The organism is Serratia sp. PL7, from assembly GCF_945957435.1.
The window spans coordinates 2123042-2140330 of record NZ_CAMFLB010000001.1; the positions used below are offsets into that span (position 1 = coordinate 2123042).

General features: G+C 55.2%; 18 protein-coding genes. 8 read left to right on the top strand and 10 right to left on the bottom strand.

Annotation, left to right across the window (positions count from 1 at the left end):
- Window positions 1-73: 73 nt before the first annotated feature.
- The 4 genes from potF to N6G83_RS10245 form a co-directional block, all read right to left on the bottom strand.
- Window positions 74-1183, bottom strand: a complete 1110-nt coding sequence (gene potF, locus N6G83_RS10230) for a spermidine/putrescine ABC transporter substrate-binding protein PotF (protein WP_043137777.1) — start codon at window positions 1181-1183, stop codon at window positions 74-76.
- A 406-nt stretch (window positions 1184-1589) separates the two neighbouring features.
- Window positions 1590-2069: a YbjN domain-containing protein gene (locus N6G83_RS10235; protein ID WP_004938666.1), complete on the bottom strand. Its 480-nt coding sequence runs from the start codon at window positions 2067-2069 to the stop codon at window positions 1590-1592.
- Between the two features lie 136 nt (window positions 2070-2205).
- On the bottom strand, window positions 2206-3108 hold the full coding sequence (rimK, locus tag N6G83_RS10240) for a 30S ribosomal protein S6--L-glutamate ligase (protein ID WP_025302234.1): 903 nt from the start codon (window positions 3106-3108) through the stop codon (window positions 2206-2208).
- A gap of 54 nt (window positions 3109-3162) precedes the next feature.
- On the bottom strand, window positions 3163-3477 hold the full coding sequence (locus N6G83_RS10245; protein ID WP_164099900.1) for a YbjC family protein: 315 nt from the start codon (window positions 3475-3477) through the stop codon (window positions 3163-3165).
- Between the two features lie 230 nt (window positions 3478-3707).
- Here N6G83_RS10245 and N6G83_RS10250 point away from each other — a divergent pair, with 230 nt between their 5' ends.
- Window positions 3708-3971: a GrxA family glutaredoxin gene (locus N6G83_RS10250; RefSeq protein ID WP_004938676.1), complete on the top strand. Its 264-nt coding sequence runs from the start codon at window positions 3708-3710 to the stop codon at window positions 3969-3971.
- Between the two features lie 39 nt (window positions 3972-4010).
- Here the strand turns inward: N6G83_RS10250 and N6G83_RS10255 are convergent, their stop codons facing one another.
- Window positions 4011-4400, bottom strand: coding sequence for an inner membrane protein YbjM (locus N6G83_RS10255; protein WP_025302232.1), 390 nt, complete (start codon window positions 4398-4400; stop codon window positions 4011-4013).
- Between the two features lie 294 nt (window positions 4401-4694).
- On the opposite strand from N6G83_RS10255, the gene N6G83_RS10260 reads away from it, so the two are divergent.
- From N6G83_RS10260 to sigJ, 3 genes are all read left to right on the top strand, one after another.
- Entirely contained in the window at window positions 4695-6383 is a 1689-nt protein-coding gene (locus N6G83_RS10260; protein WP_049205954.1) for an aspartate:alanine antiporter, read from the top strand.
- Between the two features lie 300 nt (window positions 6384-6683).
- Entirely contained in the window at window positions 6684-7124 is a 441-nt protein-coding gene (locus tag N6G83_RS10265) for a carboxymuconolactone decarboxylase family protein (protein WP_142590591.1), read from the top strand.
- Window position 7125: 1 nt separating this feature from the next.
- Window positions 7126-8022: an RNA polymerase sigma factor SigJ gene (gene sigJ / locus N6G83_RS10270; protein ID WP_197770834.1), complete on the top strand. Its 897-nt coding sequence runs from the start codon at window positions 7126-7128 to the stop codon at window positions 8020-8022.
- A 49-nt stretch (window positions 8023-8071) separates the two neighbouring features.
- On the opposite strand, the gene N6G83_RS10275 is transcribed toward sigJ, so the two are convergent.
- From N6G83_RS10275 to eco, 4 genes are all read right to left on the bottom strand, one after another.
- Window positions 8072-8845 (bottom strand): ankyrin repeat domain-containing protein, encoded by a 774-nt coding sequence (locus N6G83_RS10275; RefSeq protein WP_260515273.1) that lies wholly within the window; start codon window positions 8843-8845, stop codon window positions 8072-8074.
- 56 nt (window positions 8846-8901) lie between these two features.
- On the bottom strand, window positions 8902-9645 hold the full coding sequence (locus tag N6G83_RS10280; protein ID WP_141969839.1) for an ankyrin repeat domain-containing protein: 744 nt from the start codon (window positions 9643-9645) through the stop codon (window positions 8902-8904).
- Window positions 9642-11117: a phospholipase gene (locus tag N6G83_RS10285; RefSeq protein WP_260515274.1), complete on the bottom strand. Its 1476-nt coding sequence runs from the start codon at window positions 11115-11117 to the stop codon at window positions 9642-9644. The genes N6G83_RS10280 and N6G83_RS10285 overlap by 4 nt, the downstream gene beginning before the upstream one ends.
- Window positions 11118-11530: 413 nt before the next feature.
- A complete protein-coding gene (gene eco, locus N6G83_RS10290) occupies window positions 11531-12043 on the bottom strand; it encodes a serine protease inhibitor ecotin (RefSeq protein ID WP_033642514.1) in 513 nt (170 codons plus the stop codon).
- A gap of 291 nt (window positions 12044-12334) precedes the next feature.
- Between eco and N6G83_RS10295 the strand changes: the two genes are divergently transcribed.
- Window positions 12335-13069, top strand: coding sequence for a phosphatase PAP2 family protein (locus tag N6G83_RS10295; RefSeq protein ID WP_197764757.1), 735 nt, complete (start codon window positions 12335-12337; stop codon window positions 13067-13069).
- A 5-nt stretch (window positions 13070-13074) separates the two neighbouring features.
- Complete coding sequence (gene ybjG, locus N6G83_RS10300; RefSeq protein ID WP_025302225.1) at window positions 13075-13680, top strand: undecaprenyl-diphosphate phosphatase; 606 nt, start codon at window positions 13075-13077, stop codon at window positions 13678-13680.
- 36 nt (window positions 13681-13716) lie between these two features.
- On the opposite strand, the gene N6G83_RS10305 is transcribed toward ybjG, so the two are convergent.
- A complete protein-coding gene (locus N6G83_RS10305; RefSeq protein ID WP_164062705.1) occupies window positions 13717-14553 on the bottom strand; it encodes a hypothetical protein in 837 nt (278 codons plus the stop codon).
- A gap of 213 nt (window positions 14554-14766) precedes the next feature.
- Between N6G83_RS10305 and deoC the strand changes: the two genes are divergently transcribed.
- The gene (deoC, locus tag N6G83_RS10310; RefSeq protein WP_025302223.1) at window positions 14767-15447 is read left to right on the top strand and encodes a deoxyribose-phosphate aldolase; all 681 of its coding nucleotides are present in this window, start codon (window positions 14767-14769) and stop codon (window positions 15445-15447) included.
- Window positions 15448-15599: 152 nt separating this feature from the next.
- Window positions 15600-16364, top strand: a complete 765-nt coding sequence (deoR, locus tag N6G83_RS10315; RefSeq protein ID WP_025302222.1) for a DNA-binding transcriptional repressor DeoR — start codon at window positions 15600-15602, stop codon at window positions 16362-16364.
- Window positions 16365-17289: the final 925 nt, after the last annotated feature.

Sequence of the window (17289 nt, forward strand, 5' to 3'; positions counted from 1 at the left end):
GGCCCAAAACAGCAGTGCAGGCGGGGAGCGCCCGCCTGCCGGTTTACCGACGATCGGGGGTATCCCCCCATCATCACTTCCCGCTTTTAACTTTAGTCCATGCGCGGGTAATGACACGATCCAGCTTCGGCGACTGCACGTTGAGCGTGAACAGCTTGGCGCGCAGATCGGCCGGCGGATAGACGTTCGGGTTCTCGCGCACCTCGGCCTTCACCAGCGGCGTGGAATCTTTCACCGCATTGGCGTAATAGACATAGTTGCTGATGCCCGCCATCACGTCAGGTTTCATCAGGAAGTTCAGGAACTGGTACGCGGCGTCTTTGTTCTTGGCGTCCGCCGGCATGGCGAACATGTCGAAGTAGGTCAGCGCCCCTTCTTTCGGGATCGCATAGGCCACGTTCACGCCGTTCTTCGCCTCTTTGGCGCGGTTGGCCGCCTGCATCACGTCGCCGGACCAGCCGATCGCCACGCAGATATCGCCGTTAGCCAAATCGTTGATGTACTGTGAAGAGTGGAAGTAACGAATGCTCGGCCGCAGCTTCAGCAGCAGATCGTTGGCCGCGCCGGTATAGTCAGCCGCATTGGTGCTGTTGGGATCCTTGCCCAGGTAGTGCAGCACGGTGGCGTAAACCTCGCTCGGCGCATCGAGGAAGGAGACGCCGCAGCTTTTCAGCTTCTCGAGGTTTTCCGGCTTGAGGATCAGATCCCAGCTGTCGACCGGCGCGTCTTTGCCTAATGCCGCCTTCACCTTGTCGACATTGTAGCCGATGCCGGTGGTCACCATCAGGTATGGGATGCCGTATTTGTTGTCTTTGTCATTATGTGCAACCAGCTTCAGCATCTCGGGATCGAGATTCTTGTAGTTGGGCATTTTGCTCTTGTCGAGCGGCTCGAAGATGCCGGCCTGCGACTGGCGCTCGAGGAAGTTGGATGAAGGAACCACCAGATCATAACCGGTGCTGCCCGCCATCAGTTTGCCTTCCAACACTTCGTTGGAGTCAAAGACGTCGTACACCACTTTGATGCCGGTTTCTTTCTGGAATTTGGCCAGGGTATCCGGCGCGATATAGTCGGACCAGTTATACACGTGCAGCGTTTTCTCTTCGGCTGACGCCGTGACGGACGCGGCCATCAACAGACCGGCAACCACACCCGATAACCACTTTTTACGTTGGGTGACCATCCGTAACTTCCTCCAAAACAGGGTAAATCATAGAATTGAACTTGTATCTGCAGCGATACAAAACCTTTCCTGATTGAGCGCAATCGTTGCAACCGCGAAATGAATGGCTATGCATATGATTGCATGCGCCTTTTTGCACTGCCCTGCTCGCGTGGTTACAAGGGAAATCGCAAGCCCTTTGCAGAATCAGCAGCATAGCCGCTGCCATCGCAACCCGCCAGCCCCCAGGGTAAAAAACGCCATTTATCGATTTTTTATGCAGTTTTTCTCTATGTGATACGCCATTAACGGCACAAAAGACGAGAAAGATCGGGCGGCAAAGGCCAAAGTGCAGAATATTTTATTGCGGAGGGGAATAACGGCAGCATGCCGCCGGAGCGACGGCATGCTTAAGGTACGGCGAGGATCAGTGCAGCATCGGCTGACGCACGGCGCCAGCGGGGATCTCTTCTTCGTCACCCATAAACAGCAGATCGTTCGCCCGCGCCTCGAGGATCACCATCGAGACCTGCTCTTCGCCCTGCTGCATGAAATGAGTGAACTGCTCGTAGGTGATGCCCACCGCCACGCTCAACGACTGGCAGACGATCAGCTTCGGCAGGTTGTCGTCCTGAATGTCGACAAAGGCCTTGATGGTCAGCGAACTGGCGTTGATCTGGCTCAGGTCCGCCACCAGCGGGATCAGCGCGGTCGGTTTCACCTCGGCCAGCGCGGAGAACAGGATGACGTTGTCCACCAGATCTATCTTGGCGTCGAACACGCCGTCGAAGTTCTGCATGTGCGGCAGGTGCAGCGCCTGGCAGGAATCGCACTCAAAGAAAGAAATGCCCGACTGATCCAGCCAGCGCCGCAACAGCGCCAAATCGGGGACAATGAGTGAATCCATAATAACCAGCCTCACAATATTCAAAACGCGAAAAGGCGCATAGCTTACGGAATATTCACCCGATACGCCACGATCAATGCGGCTTAATTCACTAATTAAGATATTGCTCGGCGGGAAAAGCGCGCCGACCGCCCCGTCAACCACCGGATTTCAGGCGGAACCCCGGCCGGCCGCGCTGCTCGATGTATTCGATCATCATGCCGGCAATGTCCAACCCGGTGGTGGTCTCCACCCCTTCCAGCCCCGGCGACGCGTTGACCTCCATCACCAGCGGGCCGCGCTCGGCGCGCAGGATATCCACCCCGGCGACGTCCAGCCCCAGCGTGTTCGCCGCTTTGACCGCAATCGCCCGCTCCCTGGCGGTGATGGTCACTTTGCGGGCGGTGCCGCCACGGTGCAGGTTGGAGCGAAACTCGCCGGGCTTCGCCTGCCGCTCGATGGCGGCCACCACCCGGCCGCCCACCACCAGGCAGCGCACGTCGCGCCCCTGCGCCTCGCGCACGTATTCCTGCACCAGGATATGGGCATTCAACCCGCGAAAGGCGTCGATCACGCTTTCCGCCGCCTGGCGGGTTTCCGCCAGCACCACCCCGATACCCTGCGTGCCTTCCACCAGCTTGACCACCAGCGGCGCGCCGCCGACCAGCTCGATCAGGTCGCCAGTGTCGTCCGGCGAATGGGCAAAGCCGGTGATCGGCAGATCGATACCCTGCCGCGCCAGCAGTTGCAGCGAACGCAGCTTATCGCGAGCGCGGGTAATGGCCACGGATTCGTTGAGCGGGTAACTGCCAAGCAGCTCGAACTGGCGCAGCACCGCGGTGCCGTAAAAGGTGATGGCGGAACCGATGCGCGGGATCACCGCGTCATAACGCTCCAACTGACGGCCGCGATAGTGAATGGTCGGCGCCGCCGGGTTGATGTTCATATAACAGGAAAGCGGATCGATGATATCGATGCTGTGCCCGCGATCTTCCGCCGCTTCACGCAGCCGCTTGCACGAATAGAGCGTTCCGTCGCGAGAAAGAATGGCAATTTTCACTCGTCACCCCAAAAGCCAACGCCTGCCCAGCAGGCGGGTTAGCGGCCGCGGCACTCAGGCGCGCGGATCGCGGTCCTGATTATCTTTCGATGCATCCGCATCTCGCGGTTTGCGGCGATCGTTTTCCGGCGGCAACCCGCCGCGCATCAGCGGGCCAAAGCCCTGCACCACGCGCCACACCAGAAATGCCGCCGCCGGCACCATCAACGCCACGCCGAGGAAAATCATGCCGACCGCCGCCTGCTGCGATGCCAGCCAGCCAGACAGCTGCAGGTGGCCGTGAATGCTGAGGTAGGCCAGCACCAACATCACGATACCCAGCCCTTCCAACACCAGCACCGGGCGCGGTAAGTCACCGAATGAACGCATATTTTTCTTCTCCAGAAGGTCTGCCCCCAGTGTAGTGAATTCCCGCCAACGGCGACAGCCCCGGCTGACTAATTGGTTACATGAATCAGATTAACAGGTAATTCCTGCTTTTTTTTCATGGCCTCAACGGGCATAGTAGGCGCCATCTGACGCAGGTAATGACTTTTTCGGTGACGGGATGTCGTTGCAATAGCGAACCATTTATTGAAAATCCAATTAAGGAGCGTTGCATGTTTGCAGTAATCTTCGGGCGTCCTGGCTGTCCTTATTGTGTCCGCGCTAAAGAACTGGCGGAAAAACTGACTGAAGAACGCGACGATTTCAACTTCCGTTACGTTGACATCCACGCGGAAGGCATCACCAAGGCCGATCTGGAAAAAACCGTCGGTAAACCGGTTGAAACCGTGCCGCAGATCTTCCTGGATGAGAAGCACATCGGCGGTTGCACCGATTTCGAAGCTTACGCCAAAGAACACCTGAACCTGTTCCAGTAAGTTTTTGAACGACAAAAAAGGCGCTTAACGCGCCTTTTTTTATTGCCGCTGCCGCCGGTGCAGCTGCTGCAGCGTCTGCAACAGGCCGAGGGCGAACAGCATCAGCATCGCGCCGAACACGCACCAGAACACCGCGCTGGTGGCATAAGCCAACTCCTGCCAGAATGAATAGGACGGCGTCAGCCAGAAGTGGCGGATCAGCAGACACAGCGGCAGCGCATACAGCGCGCCAAGCAACGGGCAAAGCAGCCGCTTGCGGCTCGACAGATAGCTGGCGATCGCACCGGGGACAACGAACAGCAGCAGGCCGGTTTCCCCGTGGTGCTCATGATCCGTGCTGCCGAACAGGCCGGTTTGCTGGCCGAGAAACACCAGGCTGAACAACAGAAAACAGCTGAGAATGCCCAGCCAATATCGATAACTCGTCATGCGAATTCTCCCCCGCCCAATTACCGCATCAATAGAAATCGGTCCGGCCACCCGTCAGGTGACGCTGAACCGAATTTTTTCCTTGGTCAAAAGAGAGTTAAATGCGCACGGCGGCGCAGGAAATCAGCTTTCTGTGCTGGCTGTCATCGGTCATAGCGTCTAGAATGAACGCCGCCGAACGATGGTTCGCTTCGCTTTCTGCTGGTGGTGATTTATGACGTCGTTTTAAGGCTGAATTTATCTCTTATAGTTATCTATATCAAGCACTTACTGGTAAACAATAAGTTATCCTCCGTGAACATAAACGTCGCTAGTTTGTTAAACGGTAACTACATTCTGTTACTGTTCGTGGTACTCGCACTGGGGCTGTGCCTCGGTAAACTCCGTCTGGGCTCCGTCCAACTCGGTAATTCCATTGGCGTTTTGGTGGTTTCCCTGCTGCTCGGCCAGCAACACTTCGCCATTAACACCGAGGCGCTGAATCTCGGCTTCATGCTGTTTATTTTCTGCGTCGGCGTAGAAGCCGGGCCCAACTTTTTCTCGATTTTCTTCCGCGACGGCAAAAACTACCTGATGCTGGCGTTGGTGATGGTCGGCTCGGCGATGGTGCTCGCCGTCGGTCTCGGCAAGCTGTTCCACTGGGATATCGGCCTGACCGCCGGCATGCTGGCCGGCTCGATGACCTCCACGCCGGTGCTGGTGGGCGCCGGCGACACGCTACGCAACACCATCGTCAACGGCCCGGCGCTGCTGGCGGCGCAGGATCATCTGAGCCTGGGCTACGCCCTCACCTACCTGATCGGTCTGGTCAGCCTGATCTTCGGCGCGCGCTACCTGCCGAAGCTGCAACACCAGGACCTGTCCACCTCTGCCCAGCAGATCGCCCGCGAACGCGGCCTGGACACCGACAGCCAGCGCAAGGTCTACCTGCCGGTGATCCGCGCCTACCGCGTCGGCCCCGAGCTGGTGGCCTGGGCCGACGGCAAGAACCTGCGTGAACTGGGCATCTACCGCCAGACCGGCTGTTACATCGAACGCATCCGCCGCAACGGCATTTTGGCCAACCCGGACGGTGACGCGGTGCTGCAGGTGGGCGACGAGATCTCGCTGGTCGGCTACCCGGACGCCCACGCGCGGCTGGACCCGAGCTTCCGCAACGGCAAGGAAGTGTTCGATCGCGATCTGCTCGACATGCGCATCGTCACCGAAGAGATCGTGGTGAAGAACAGCAACGCGGTGAACAAACGCCTGAGCCAGCTAAAGCTGACCGACCACGGCTGCTTCCTCAACCGCGTGATCCGCAGCCAGATCGAAATGCCGATCGACGACAGCATCGTGCTCAACAAAGGCGACGTGCTGCAGGTGAGCGGCGACGCACGCCGGGTGAAGAGCGTGGCGGAGAAAATTGGCTTTATCTCGATTCACAGCCAGGTGACCGATCTGCTGGCGTTCTGCGCCTTCTTCATCATCGGCCTTTTGATCGGCCAGATCACCATACAGTTCAGCAACTTCTCGTTCGGCATCGGCAACGCCGCCGGCCTGCTGATGTCCGGCATCATGCTCGGCTTCCTGCGCGCCAACCACCCGACCTTCGGCTACATTCCGCAGGGCGCGCTGAACATGGTGAAAGAATTCGGCCTGATGGTGTTTATGGCGGGCGTAGGCCTGAGCGCCGGCGCCGGCATCGGCCACAGCCTGGGCGCGGTCGGCGGCCAGATGCTGATCGCCGGGCTGATCGTCAGCCTGGTGCCGGTGATTATCTGCTTCCTGTTCGGCGCCTATGTGCTGCGCATGAACCGCGCCCTGCTGTTCGGCGCCATCATGGGCGCCCGCACCTGCGCGCCGGCGATGGAGATCATCAGCGATACCGCGCGCAGCAACATCCCGGCGCTGGGTTACGCCGGCACCTACGCCATCGCTAACGTGCTGTTAACGCTGGCGGGTTCACTCATCGTGGTGCTATGGCCGGGCATACTCGGCTGATCGATTAGCGGGAGAGATGGATCGGCGATAAAAATATTTTGATTTTTTTGTCGCCGGCCAGAACTTTCGTTGGGGGCCGCAGTCTGAATTAGTGCCACTGCTTTTCTTTGATGTCCCCATTTTGTGGAGCCCGATAATCCCGCCTTTTAGGTTCAAGATTATCGGGTTTTTTGTTGCCTGAAAAACGTATTACATCAACAGCCCTCGGACCAAAAATGCGCCTTTTTGCTGTGGTTCGGTCACACATCCCTCTTCTCATTCGTCATCTATATGTGTTAACCCGATAAATGAGGAGTTCTTATGACTACGTTAGTGAATACCGACCCTGTCAATCATGCGCAAACCATTGCCAACGTTTTTTCCGCGCTGCTGAAAGTGCATGGCGCTATCGACGCGCACAATCTAGAGCGCAAAATCTACCATCTCGTTCTCCTGCGCGCTTCGCAAATCAATGGTTGCGGTTACTGTGTCGAGATGCATACCAAAGAAGCGCGCGAGGACGATGAAACCAACGCTCGTCTGGACAGACTGGTGGTATGGGAACACGTTGATGATTTCACGCCTCGCGAGCGCGCCGCATTTGCCTGGACAGAGGCGTTAACGCGGCTTGAACGCCATACCGAGTATGGCCCGCTGCGCGCGGCATTGCGCGCGTACTATTCCGAGGAGGAAATCAGCGCGCTAACCGCAAATATCACTATGATAAATTTGTGGAATAGAATTCATATTTCCGGCCACTAGTATGAAAAACGACAAGTATGCAGCACTGTTCGAATCGAGAAGAGCGTTTCTGATCGGCCTCGCCTATCGTATTTTAGGTTCTCTGGCCGACGCGGAAGATGCCGTGCAAGATACCTATATCAAATGGTTACATGCGGATCGCCACAGCATTCTGAATCCTGCGGCCTGGCTGACCACCGTCTGCACTCGTCGTTGCCTTGACCTGCTGCGCGCCGCGCAGCAGGCTCGCGTCGATTATGTCGGTATTTGGCTGCCAGAACCCATTCAAACCGCCGCAGCCAAAACGCCCGAGCAGACGTTGGAGCTCTCATCGTCGCTGTCGACGGCCTTTATGCTGTTGCTCGAAAGACTCACTCCCCGCGAGCGCGCAGCCTATTTGCTGCATGACATCTTTGACTTGCCCTACGCGGATCTCGCCATGACATTAGGTGGAGAAGAAACGGCATGTCGTAAACTGGTGTCACGCGCGCGCGAAAAAGTTGGCCGCCCGGAGGAGCGCAACACCCAGCCCACAGAGCGGCAGGAGGCATTGCTTATCGCTTTCAAAACGGCGGTGGAAATGGCAGATATCGAACCGCTTTCGACCCTGTTGTCCGAAGACGTTAAGCTCAGTGCGGACGGCGGCGGCAAAGTGCCCGCCAACCTGGCTGAACTCGTCGGCAAACGTGACGTACTCGAGTTTATCGGCGGTAAATTGCCCGTATTTTGGCGAGCCTATCTCTGGCAACACGCGCTCATCAATGGCGTGCCGGGCGCCTTGCTATCCGAACAAGGCCGTATTACGGCGTCTGTCAGTCTCAGCTTGAATGCCGAAGGCCGACTGGCTCAGGTATTTATCGTGCGCAACCCAAGCAAACTTTCGCAACTCGACCGTCTGTGGACAATGCCTCTGCGGTAAGAACACCTTTACAACATGTGCCCAGTTTCCGGTAATACAGCGAGACGGCTTATTTACTGACAGGGAGAGGTGGCCATTTCCCACCACGCTTAATTAGCTCGTCTTTGATGCGCTCAAGAGACTCTTTCGCCTCACTGCCGTCCGGACTCCTATTAATCAGCCGTTGTAGTTGATTACCCATCGTCCAACCCGAGTTGCCTCTTATATCGCTATCGGCGCCTTTTTCTAATAAAAGAATGACGTGGTCATAGGAGTGATAGTCTAAAGCATCGATGAGCAGCGTATCACCCAGTGAATTTCTTATATTTATATCAGCACCATGCTCCAACATGACCTCTAATGTTTCTGTGTTTTTTGCAAAGATACTATTAAATATAATGGGTTGATTATGAACCTTATCCCTGGCATTTGGAGAAAGTCCGCCCTCTAACATAGCCTGTATCCAGATGCCTTTATCCGCTTTCATAACAAATTCAGCGGGGCTGCCTGGTGCGTTAGGCTGAGGTTGTAATGGCTCAGCCCCCGCCTTGACTAAATCTGTAATGATCTTGAGCCGCTCTGGCGTGTTCTTGTCAAAGATGGCGTTGTTTATCGTCCAGAATAGCAACGTCATCTCCGCCTTGGCCGGCCGATTTAACGTTTCTTTGCTTACCGTCGATAAAACTTTATCCAGCTTTTGCCTGTCACCCTCGTAAATGATGGTGGCGATGTCCAGCTGCTTCCCTTCAAAGTAATCTTGTGGTTGTAGATCCCTACCTTGTTCGCATCCCTGCATCACACATATAGACAGCACCACGGTGATAATGAGAATAATATGCTTCATGCCATACCCATCCCATCCACGTCAAACGCCAATTATTTCACCCACCTGAGAGCCAACTAATTCATAATGTTTATTTTCTCTTTAATTTTAATTAATTTCTTTATATAAGAATTATTTTTGTCTCCCTTGGCTATTTCCGCAGAAATCAAAGAAAGGAAGCTGTCATTAAAATCATCTTTGGCTAATGGGTTAGCGCCATGAGCCAAAAGAACCTCAATGTGTTCTGGGCAACTATTATACAACGCATTAATTAATGGCGTTCTGTTCATAGCACCTTTGATATTAACATCAACTTTGTAATCTATTAGAGTACTCAGCGTCTCTGTATTAACCGCTTGAAAGCTCTTGAAAATTATTGGTTGATTGTTTATTTCATCCCTTGCATTAGGCGATAGTCCGCCTTCAAGCATAGCCTGTATCCAGACGCCTTTATCCGCTTTCATAACATATTCAGCCGGGCTACTTCGCCCTTCCGGTCTTGGCTGCAGTGGATCTGCCCCCGCCTTGACCAAATCCGTAATGATCTTGAGCCGCTCTGGCGTATTCTTGTCAAAGATGGCGTTGTTTATAGCCCAGAATAGCAACGTCATCTCCGCCTTGGCCGGTCGATTTAACGTTTCTTTGCTTACCGTCGGTAAAACCTTATCCAGCTTTTGCCTGTCACCCTCGTAGATGATGTTGGCGATGTCCAGCTGCGTCCCTTCAAAATAATCCTGTGGTTGTAAATCCATACCTTGTTTGCACCCCTGCATGATGAGCGTAGACACTACCATCGTGATAATGAGTATGATTTTTTTCATATTCTTCCCTTGATTGTGGCAATGTCATCGTCTTTTTCATTTTCAATGCATTGTATCGCCTGGTCTATACCGTGCTTATCCAGCAGTGAACCTGTTCCACCAGGAAGCGTGTGTTTTACTCCCACGGCGTCAGGCGCCAACATGGACAACCGTTCTTTCGCCATCACCGCCGGGGGATAAAATTTAAGGTCTTTGGCATCCTCCCACAAATCAACCTCCTGCAACTTGGTCAACAGTTCCCCTTTTACGCGATACGCCTGAATATTATCGGTACTGCCTATAATCGAACCGCCGTATTTTTTTACGGTTCCCGCATTCAGGCCTGCAGCATTAAACGTCCAAGCCGGTTTGCCACTGGCCATGGAGGCCGCAGACGCCATGCCACCGCCCAGCGAATGGCCAGATATCCCAGCACCGCCTTTAATTGCTTTACCTATATTGACCGCTTTTTTGTAGTATTCCGAATTAAACCCCAACCCTTGAGCGCCATTATTTGACCAGTCACTCAGGTTTTTAATGCCTGACAAATCACCGTTCAGTAACGCTTTCTGGGCAGCCTTGCTTATTCCCTCCGGGAACTGAGGCGCACGCGATCCGCGGAACACCACCGTCGGATTCATCGCTTTACCAAAGACGTTTTCATCTGGCTGATAAACCCGAGCCAGAAAGCCCGGTGTATCCTCATCGTCATAGAGCATATCTTTGCTTAAACCGAGTTTACCCAGCGCCCCATCATTGTTACTGATATCCTTCCAGCCTTCAGGGATGTCTATCGTGTCCTTGAGCGGGTTAGTGGTCTTATAGACATTCTCAGCCAACTTCGCCTTTTCGACCGCAACGTTGTTCTCCGCCAGGCGCTGTGCAGCTATGCGCGCATCCGGGTAAATGCTGCGGTTGCCTCGCCCTATCAGGTACTGGCGTTCTTGCCAGCGTTCTGCCTTGGTCAGCGGACGGATGGCCTGCACCGTGGCGGCAACGGTTGCTACTGCGGTCGCGATGGCTTGCTGCAGAGGGGGATTCCGGGTCGTATTCTGCCTCGCCGGCAGCACCGTCGGTTTTGCCCGGTGGCCATAGCGGCTGACCATTTCTTCATAGCGGGCGATCACGCGCCCTATAGGATAAAAGGCGGGAAGAGAGCTGCCTGGGTAGCGCTGTAATCGGCCTTCCGCGTCGACGTAAAAAGCATATTTCGTCGGCGTCCAGGTGCCCATTCCCTGATCAATCGCCAGCAAGCCGCCCCGGTTGATCTCATCGAGCACGCTGCGCTTCACAGCCACGTCCTCACGATAACCGGTGACGCCAATCCCGGATTGAGTATTGCGGGTAATCGGATACCGGCTGCTTATCGATATGCCGGCTGCGCCGCCGAACAGATAATGCCGTTCCAGCTCATACCGCGCTGCTGTAGGGTTAAGTATCCTGGAAAAGCTTTCCGGCGCCGTGTGTTCAGAGGAGAAATGAATCAGTTTCATACGGCGCCTGCCCACTCGTAAGGTTCCGTGGTCGGCACAGACGCGCCATCACAGTGCAGCTCGCCAGATGGGCGACTTTTTCTGGTTTCGTCGAGCGTTAGCGAACGATAACGCATTGGATATCCTTATCTTCTGTGTCACGCCTAAATAGGGTATGGGCAAAATTATCACAATTCAGTAAAGATTTCTTTGCTCTATTTCTATACGCTTCTATACGCGCGCATCCTCTCCCATCCATGCAGCGGCGTGCTTCCTGTGCCCATGTGAAGAGCGTATTTCGTTGCCATGTTGCGGCTAAAAGCCACGTCCGAAAGCAATCAGTCGAGTGTCAAAGATGCGGGAATGATAAGGAGACAGGAAGGAGAAAGGCTCCGCCAACCGGGAATGGCCAGCGGAGCGGCGTCAGGCGGCGGTTATTTCTGCTCAGCCTGACTTACGGTATCTTCGGCTTTCCAGATGCGATATTTCACTTCCGCGTCTTTCGGCGCATACACCACGATCGGCAGGCGGCTGTTGTAACGCTGCATCGCGGCGTCGCCCAGGTTAGCGGCGATGAATTTCTTGGTCTTGGTGTTGTCCGGGCAGGCCATCATGGTCGAGGCCGGTTCAGACAGCTTCTCCAGCACCAGGTAGTCGTAACCCCAGCCGGACAGGGTTTTGGTCTCCAACGTGCCACCAATCATATGGCGGTTGCAGTCCACTTCCAGCGTCTTGCCGATCAGCAGCTCTACCTTGTAGTTCTCTTCGTGCTCTTGCTTCGGCAGGTAGATCACCTGGCGATTCATACCCTTCTCGGCTTTCGGGTAAGGCGCGACTTTTTCCAACGGCTGTTTGCTCATGTCCGCGTCATCGCCAGAGGTCGCCGCCATAGCGCCGGCGGAAACGGCCATCAGCAGGCCGGAAAATACAACGGATGCCTTGTTCATGTTTTATCCCTACACTTTGTCAAATAATCCGTCTATAAACTAATACACTACCGCTAAGCTCGCCACAGGTTTAATCTTCTTTACAATAGACAATCAATAGTGACAATCGCCTAATATAAACCGTTAACTGGAGCAATTAGCCAGCGCACCCTCGGGTTAAGACGAGAAAAACCAGCGATTACCTTCGTACAAGCAAGTGTATCAGATAGGGTTTTCTTACCGGCGGACTAAGGTTTTCTTAAGACAGAATTATTACAGTAACGTCATTCAATCCTGTCACTGAGCCTGCGCGTGAATCCAGAATCGTCATTAAATCAATCCTCAACGACACCGCAAATTAAGACAACCACCCTTTACTCCCTGTCGGCATCCTTTTACCGTTGGCAAGTTTTTGGCCTGCTGATCAGCGGTTTGGTGTTTCTATGGCTCTCCCGTAACGAACAGCTGGACTGGGCGATCAGCAATTATTGGTACGATGCCGCCAGCGGGCATTTCCCGTGGCAAAACAATTATTGGCTGGATCTGATCAATCACCGCCTGTTGAAGCAGATAGTGATCGTAGGGGCGGTGCTGACACTGTTTTGGGGCCTCTATCGCCGCAGCGCGCGCCTGATCGTAACCATGCTGCTGATTGGTATCGGCCCGCTGGTGGTGGGCATTCTCAAAGCCACCAGCGCGCACTCCTGTCCGTGGGATCTGATTGAGTACGGCGGCAAGGCGATGTCCTTCCCGCTATTCGGCACGGTACCGGCGCTGTCGGGCCCCGGTCGCTGTTTCCCCGGCGGGCACGCCTCGAGCGGTTTCGCGGTGATGGCGTTGTTTTTCCTGTTTTATCCGCAGCGTCCGCGCCTGGCCTGGTGGTGCTGGTGCGGCGGCATTGCGCTCGGCATGGTGATGGGCTTTGGTCAGATCATGCGTGGCGCACATTTTCTTACCCATAACCTGTGGGCGGGTTGGTGGGTTTGGTTAAGCCAGTTGGCTATTTATTGGATGATTAGCGGCTATTGGCGCCGCAAGATGAGGTAACGGTTATGGAGCAGCTAAACCATGTTCTTTTCGCCTGGATCAATGCGACCCCGGCGTCTCCCGAATGGATGATCGATTTCGCCACCTTTTTGGCGCGCGATCTTATCATTATCGTGCCGCTGCTGATCGTCGGCCTGTGGCTGTGGGGGCCGCAAAGCCAGCTGGTTTCACAGCGCGAAGTGGTGGCGAAAACCACGATCGCGCTGTTGTTCGCCATGCTTGCCGCCTCCGCTATCGGCGCGCTGCTGCCGCATGAGCGTCCGTTCGTCGCCGGCGTCGGCTATACCTTCCTGGCGCACGCGCCGGACAGCTCGTTCCCCAGCGATCACGGCACCGCCATCTTTACCTTTGCGCTGGCATTCCTGTTCTGGCACCGGGTCTGGTCCGGCGCGCTGCTGATGATTGTCGCCGCCGGCATCGCCTGGTCACGCGTGTACCTCGGTGTGCACTGGCCGCTGGATATGGTCGGCGGTTTCCTGCTCGGCCTGGTCGGCTGCCTGTTCGCGCAGCTGGTATGGAATCTGTTCGGTGATGTCCTCGCCGACAAGCTGTCGCGCCTGTATCGCTTCCTGTTTGCCTTCGCCATTCGCCGTGGCTGGGTGAAAGAGTAACCGCACAACATGACAGGGGCGTTACCGCCCCTGCTTTCACACCACGCCAGTAGTCACACAGAACGTCCGCGTTTTCCCCGCTCCCAGCATCACTCCTTCCTCCCCTTCTGGCGCATTCGGGCGGCAGTTCGCCGGCTGGATAAAAGCCAGAAGCCGCCTGTTGCCCTGAACGGCGATGCGCCGGAAACCATAGTTGAATTGTTCGGTGGCAAAACGCGTCACATAACGCCGGCCCTGCGGCGCCAGCATAAAGAATTCGGCCTGATCCACATAGCGCGTCAGATCGTCGGAGCACAACAGTTCCTGCCCGATCGTATCCCCTAATAAAGCCGGCGTCGGCAGGTTCTGGCGGAATACCGCATCAGGAATGCAGTCATAGTTGAGGCCGCAAACATAGCGCAGCGGCTGCGGCCGCTCGGCCTGATTGGTGACCTTCATCTCTATGGCGAACTGCGCGCTCTGGGCCGCCAGACGCAGCGCCGGGCCGATGCGCCAACGCCCGCCCGCCCGCTCCCCCTCGCCGTGCAACGTCAGCTCATCGCCCGCCAGCTGGATCCACACGCGTTGCATCTGCAGCGGCTCACCGTCCTGATGCGGCCAGGCGGGATAGAACGCAGCGTCGTCAGCGCGCTTTCTGCCGGCGCCCCGCACGCTGCGGCGGCCCGACTTCAGCGAGTAACCGTCAAACTCAGCGTCCCAGATCGCGAGGCCCTGATACGGTAAAACCGTCAGCGCGCCACGGCAGTTCGCCAGCGTTAACATCGGCCCACGTTCTGCGCAGCGATGCGCGCTCACCGCAAAATCCGCATTGCGGAACAGTTCCTGCCGATGCGCCCCGAAAGCTTCAGGAGCCAGATCGATGTTGATCTTCATCTTTTTTCCCTCGACGTTTCGCCCGCGCAGGCCGCGAGCCACAAAATGTTATTTAAATAACAAATGAAACGCCTTTAAGCTATACCTATAACAGCATTATAGCGACGATCGGATCGACATTTTTTAAACAGCACTAGGTTTATCGGCATCGGAATGTTATTATTTTCACATTCCTCACTCCGTTTACTGTCTTAACCTCACTAAGGAACCGCGATGACCACCGAAAACATCGATTACGCCAGCTATGTCGACCATACCCTGCTGGCCATGGACGCCACCGAAATGCAGATCGCCAAACTGTGCGAAGAAGCACAGCAGCACAACTTCTATGCGGTATGCGTCAACTCCGGCTACGTGCCGCTGGCGGCCCAGCTGCTGCAAGAAAGCACCGTGAAAGTCTGCTCGGTGATCGGTTTCCCGCTGGGTGCCGGCCTGACCGTCGCCAAGGCCTTTGAAGCCAAAGCGGCGATCGCCGCCGGGGCGCAAGAGATCGATATGGTGATCAACGTCGGCTGGTTGAAAAGCGGCCTGCTGGACGAAGTGAAAGCCGATATCGCCGCCGTGCGCGAGGTTTGCGCGGCGATCCCGTTGAAGGTAATATTGGAAACCTGCCTGCTCAGCGATGCGCAGATCGTCCAGGTTTGTGAAATGTGTCGCGAACTCGATGTCGCCTTCGTGAAAACCTCCACCGGCTTCAGCACCGGCGGCGCTCGGGAAGAGCACGTCAAACTGATGCGTGAGACTGTGGGCAGCGAAATGGGCGTGAAAGCTTCCGGCGCCGTGCGCGATCGCGCCACCGCCGAGAAGATGATCAAAGCCGGCGCCACGCGCATCGGCACCAGCTCCGGCGTCGCCATCGTATCCGGCGCCCAGCCGGCGGCGGGCAGCTACTGATCGTCGGCTTGCCCTGACGGGCATGGCCATACACTCCGATGCGGGACAATACGGGCGGCTGATGCGGCCCGATATTGCCCCGCATTGTTGTGTTTAGCGCCGGAAATGCCGGCACGCCCCTTTACCTCTACTACCTGTGGGAAGACGGATCTATGGAAACGCGGCGCGAAGAACGTATCAACCGGTTAGTTCAGGCGTTAAAACGCGCTGACAAGATCCACCTGAAAGAAGCCGCCGCGCTGCTGGGGGTCTCGGAGATGACCATTCGCCGCGATCTGAGCGCCGAACCGGCGGCCGTGGTGTTGCTCGGCGGCTACGTGGTGACCGATCCGCGCAGCAACGGCGTGACCAACTACTTCGTTTCCGATCAAAAAGCCAAACAGGTCACGGAGAAACGGCGCATCGGCCTGCTGGCAGCGCCGCTGATCAATGAAAACGACACGGTGTTTTTTGACTGTGGCACCACCACCCCGGCGATCATCGACGCCATCGCCGACGAACTGACCTTCACCGCCGTGTGCCATTCGCTAAACACCTTCCTGGCGCTGCAGGACAAACCGAACTGCAAAGTGGTCCTGTGCGGCGGTGAGTTCAAGCCGAACAACTACATCTTTTCCAGCGTCAGCGGCCGTAACGAGCTCGATCATATCTGCCCGAATATCGCCTTTATCTCCGCCGCCGGCCTCAGTCTGCAGCACGGCGCCACCTGCTTCAACTTCGACGAACTGGAGATGAAGCATCGCGCGATGGCGATGGCGCAGCAAAAGATCCTGGTGGCAGACCACAGCAAATTCGGCAAAACCAAACCGGCCTGCATCGGCCCCCTGACACAATTCGATCGGGTGATCACCGACCGCCAACCGGCCGCCGACTTCCTGGCATTCTTCAACGACAACGCCATCGCTATCCGCTATTAATCCGCCTTCAGCGCCGTCATAACCGACGGCGCACCGTTTCGATATCCCTCTTTCCTCACCCAAAAATGAACAAATAATGCGCAATCAATTCGCGTTTTTCGCTTATCCGCACGCAACATCAGGTTAATAAAATGCAACAGCTCACCCGCGTGATTATTTTTTCGCAGGCTAAACACGCGGTCGGCTGGGTGAATTAACGGCTATTTATGGCTTTTATATGATAAATCGTACCAAAGGCCAGGAAGTTTAAATAAACGGCGGTTTACGCGATTGCAGCAAATCTCACCAATACCTGTTAGCTATCTGTTATTTATATGATGAATGGTTACGCATTTTTATCCGCTAACCACGTAAGTAATTTCCCTTCGTTACTAGCGGTGAATTTTAAATAAAAATAATTAAAAACAAAAACATAAACTCAATTTACCTTAAAAACATAATGTGATCCACATCACTAAAACTGCTTAATCCGGGTTTTTCGCTAGATCCAAAACCACGCATAAAATATATTGCTCGGCTTGCTGCTGAGCACAGCGCTTTATCCGGCTAATTATTGTACAAGCCGCATAATCGCAGAAAATTTTATGAGAGCGTTCTCAGCACAAAATCTTACACAAATGTGCAACAAATGCGCGAAAAATCGATAAAAAAGCAGATAACTGCACATATTACGCATTTGAGAGCAGGATCACGGTTGTTTCTACTGTAAATCGTTATCTTGCCGCCAACAAAAATCGACAGGCAATGACCTGTCGGCAGCGGTAACGACTTTTATCACCCGTGACGGTGGGAAGTCTTTAGTGAATTACCCGGCGCTGTGCCTTGGTAATGAACACAATAAACAACCAGGGGGACGCCAAAACATCCCCGCAAGCAACACCTGATTCTTACCGCAAGCGTTGCCTGAATAGGACGTTTGACGGTT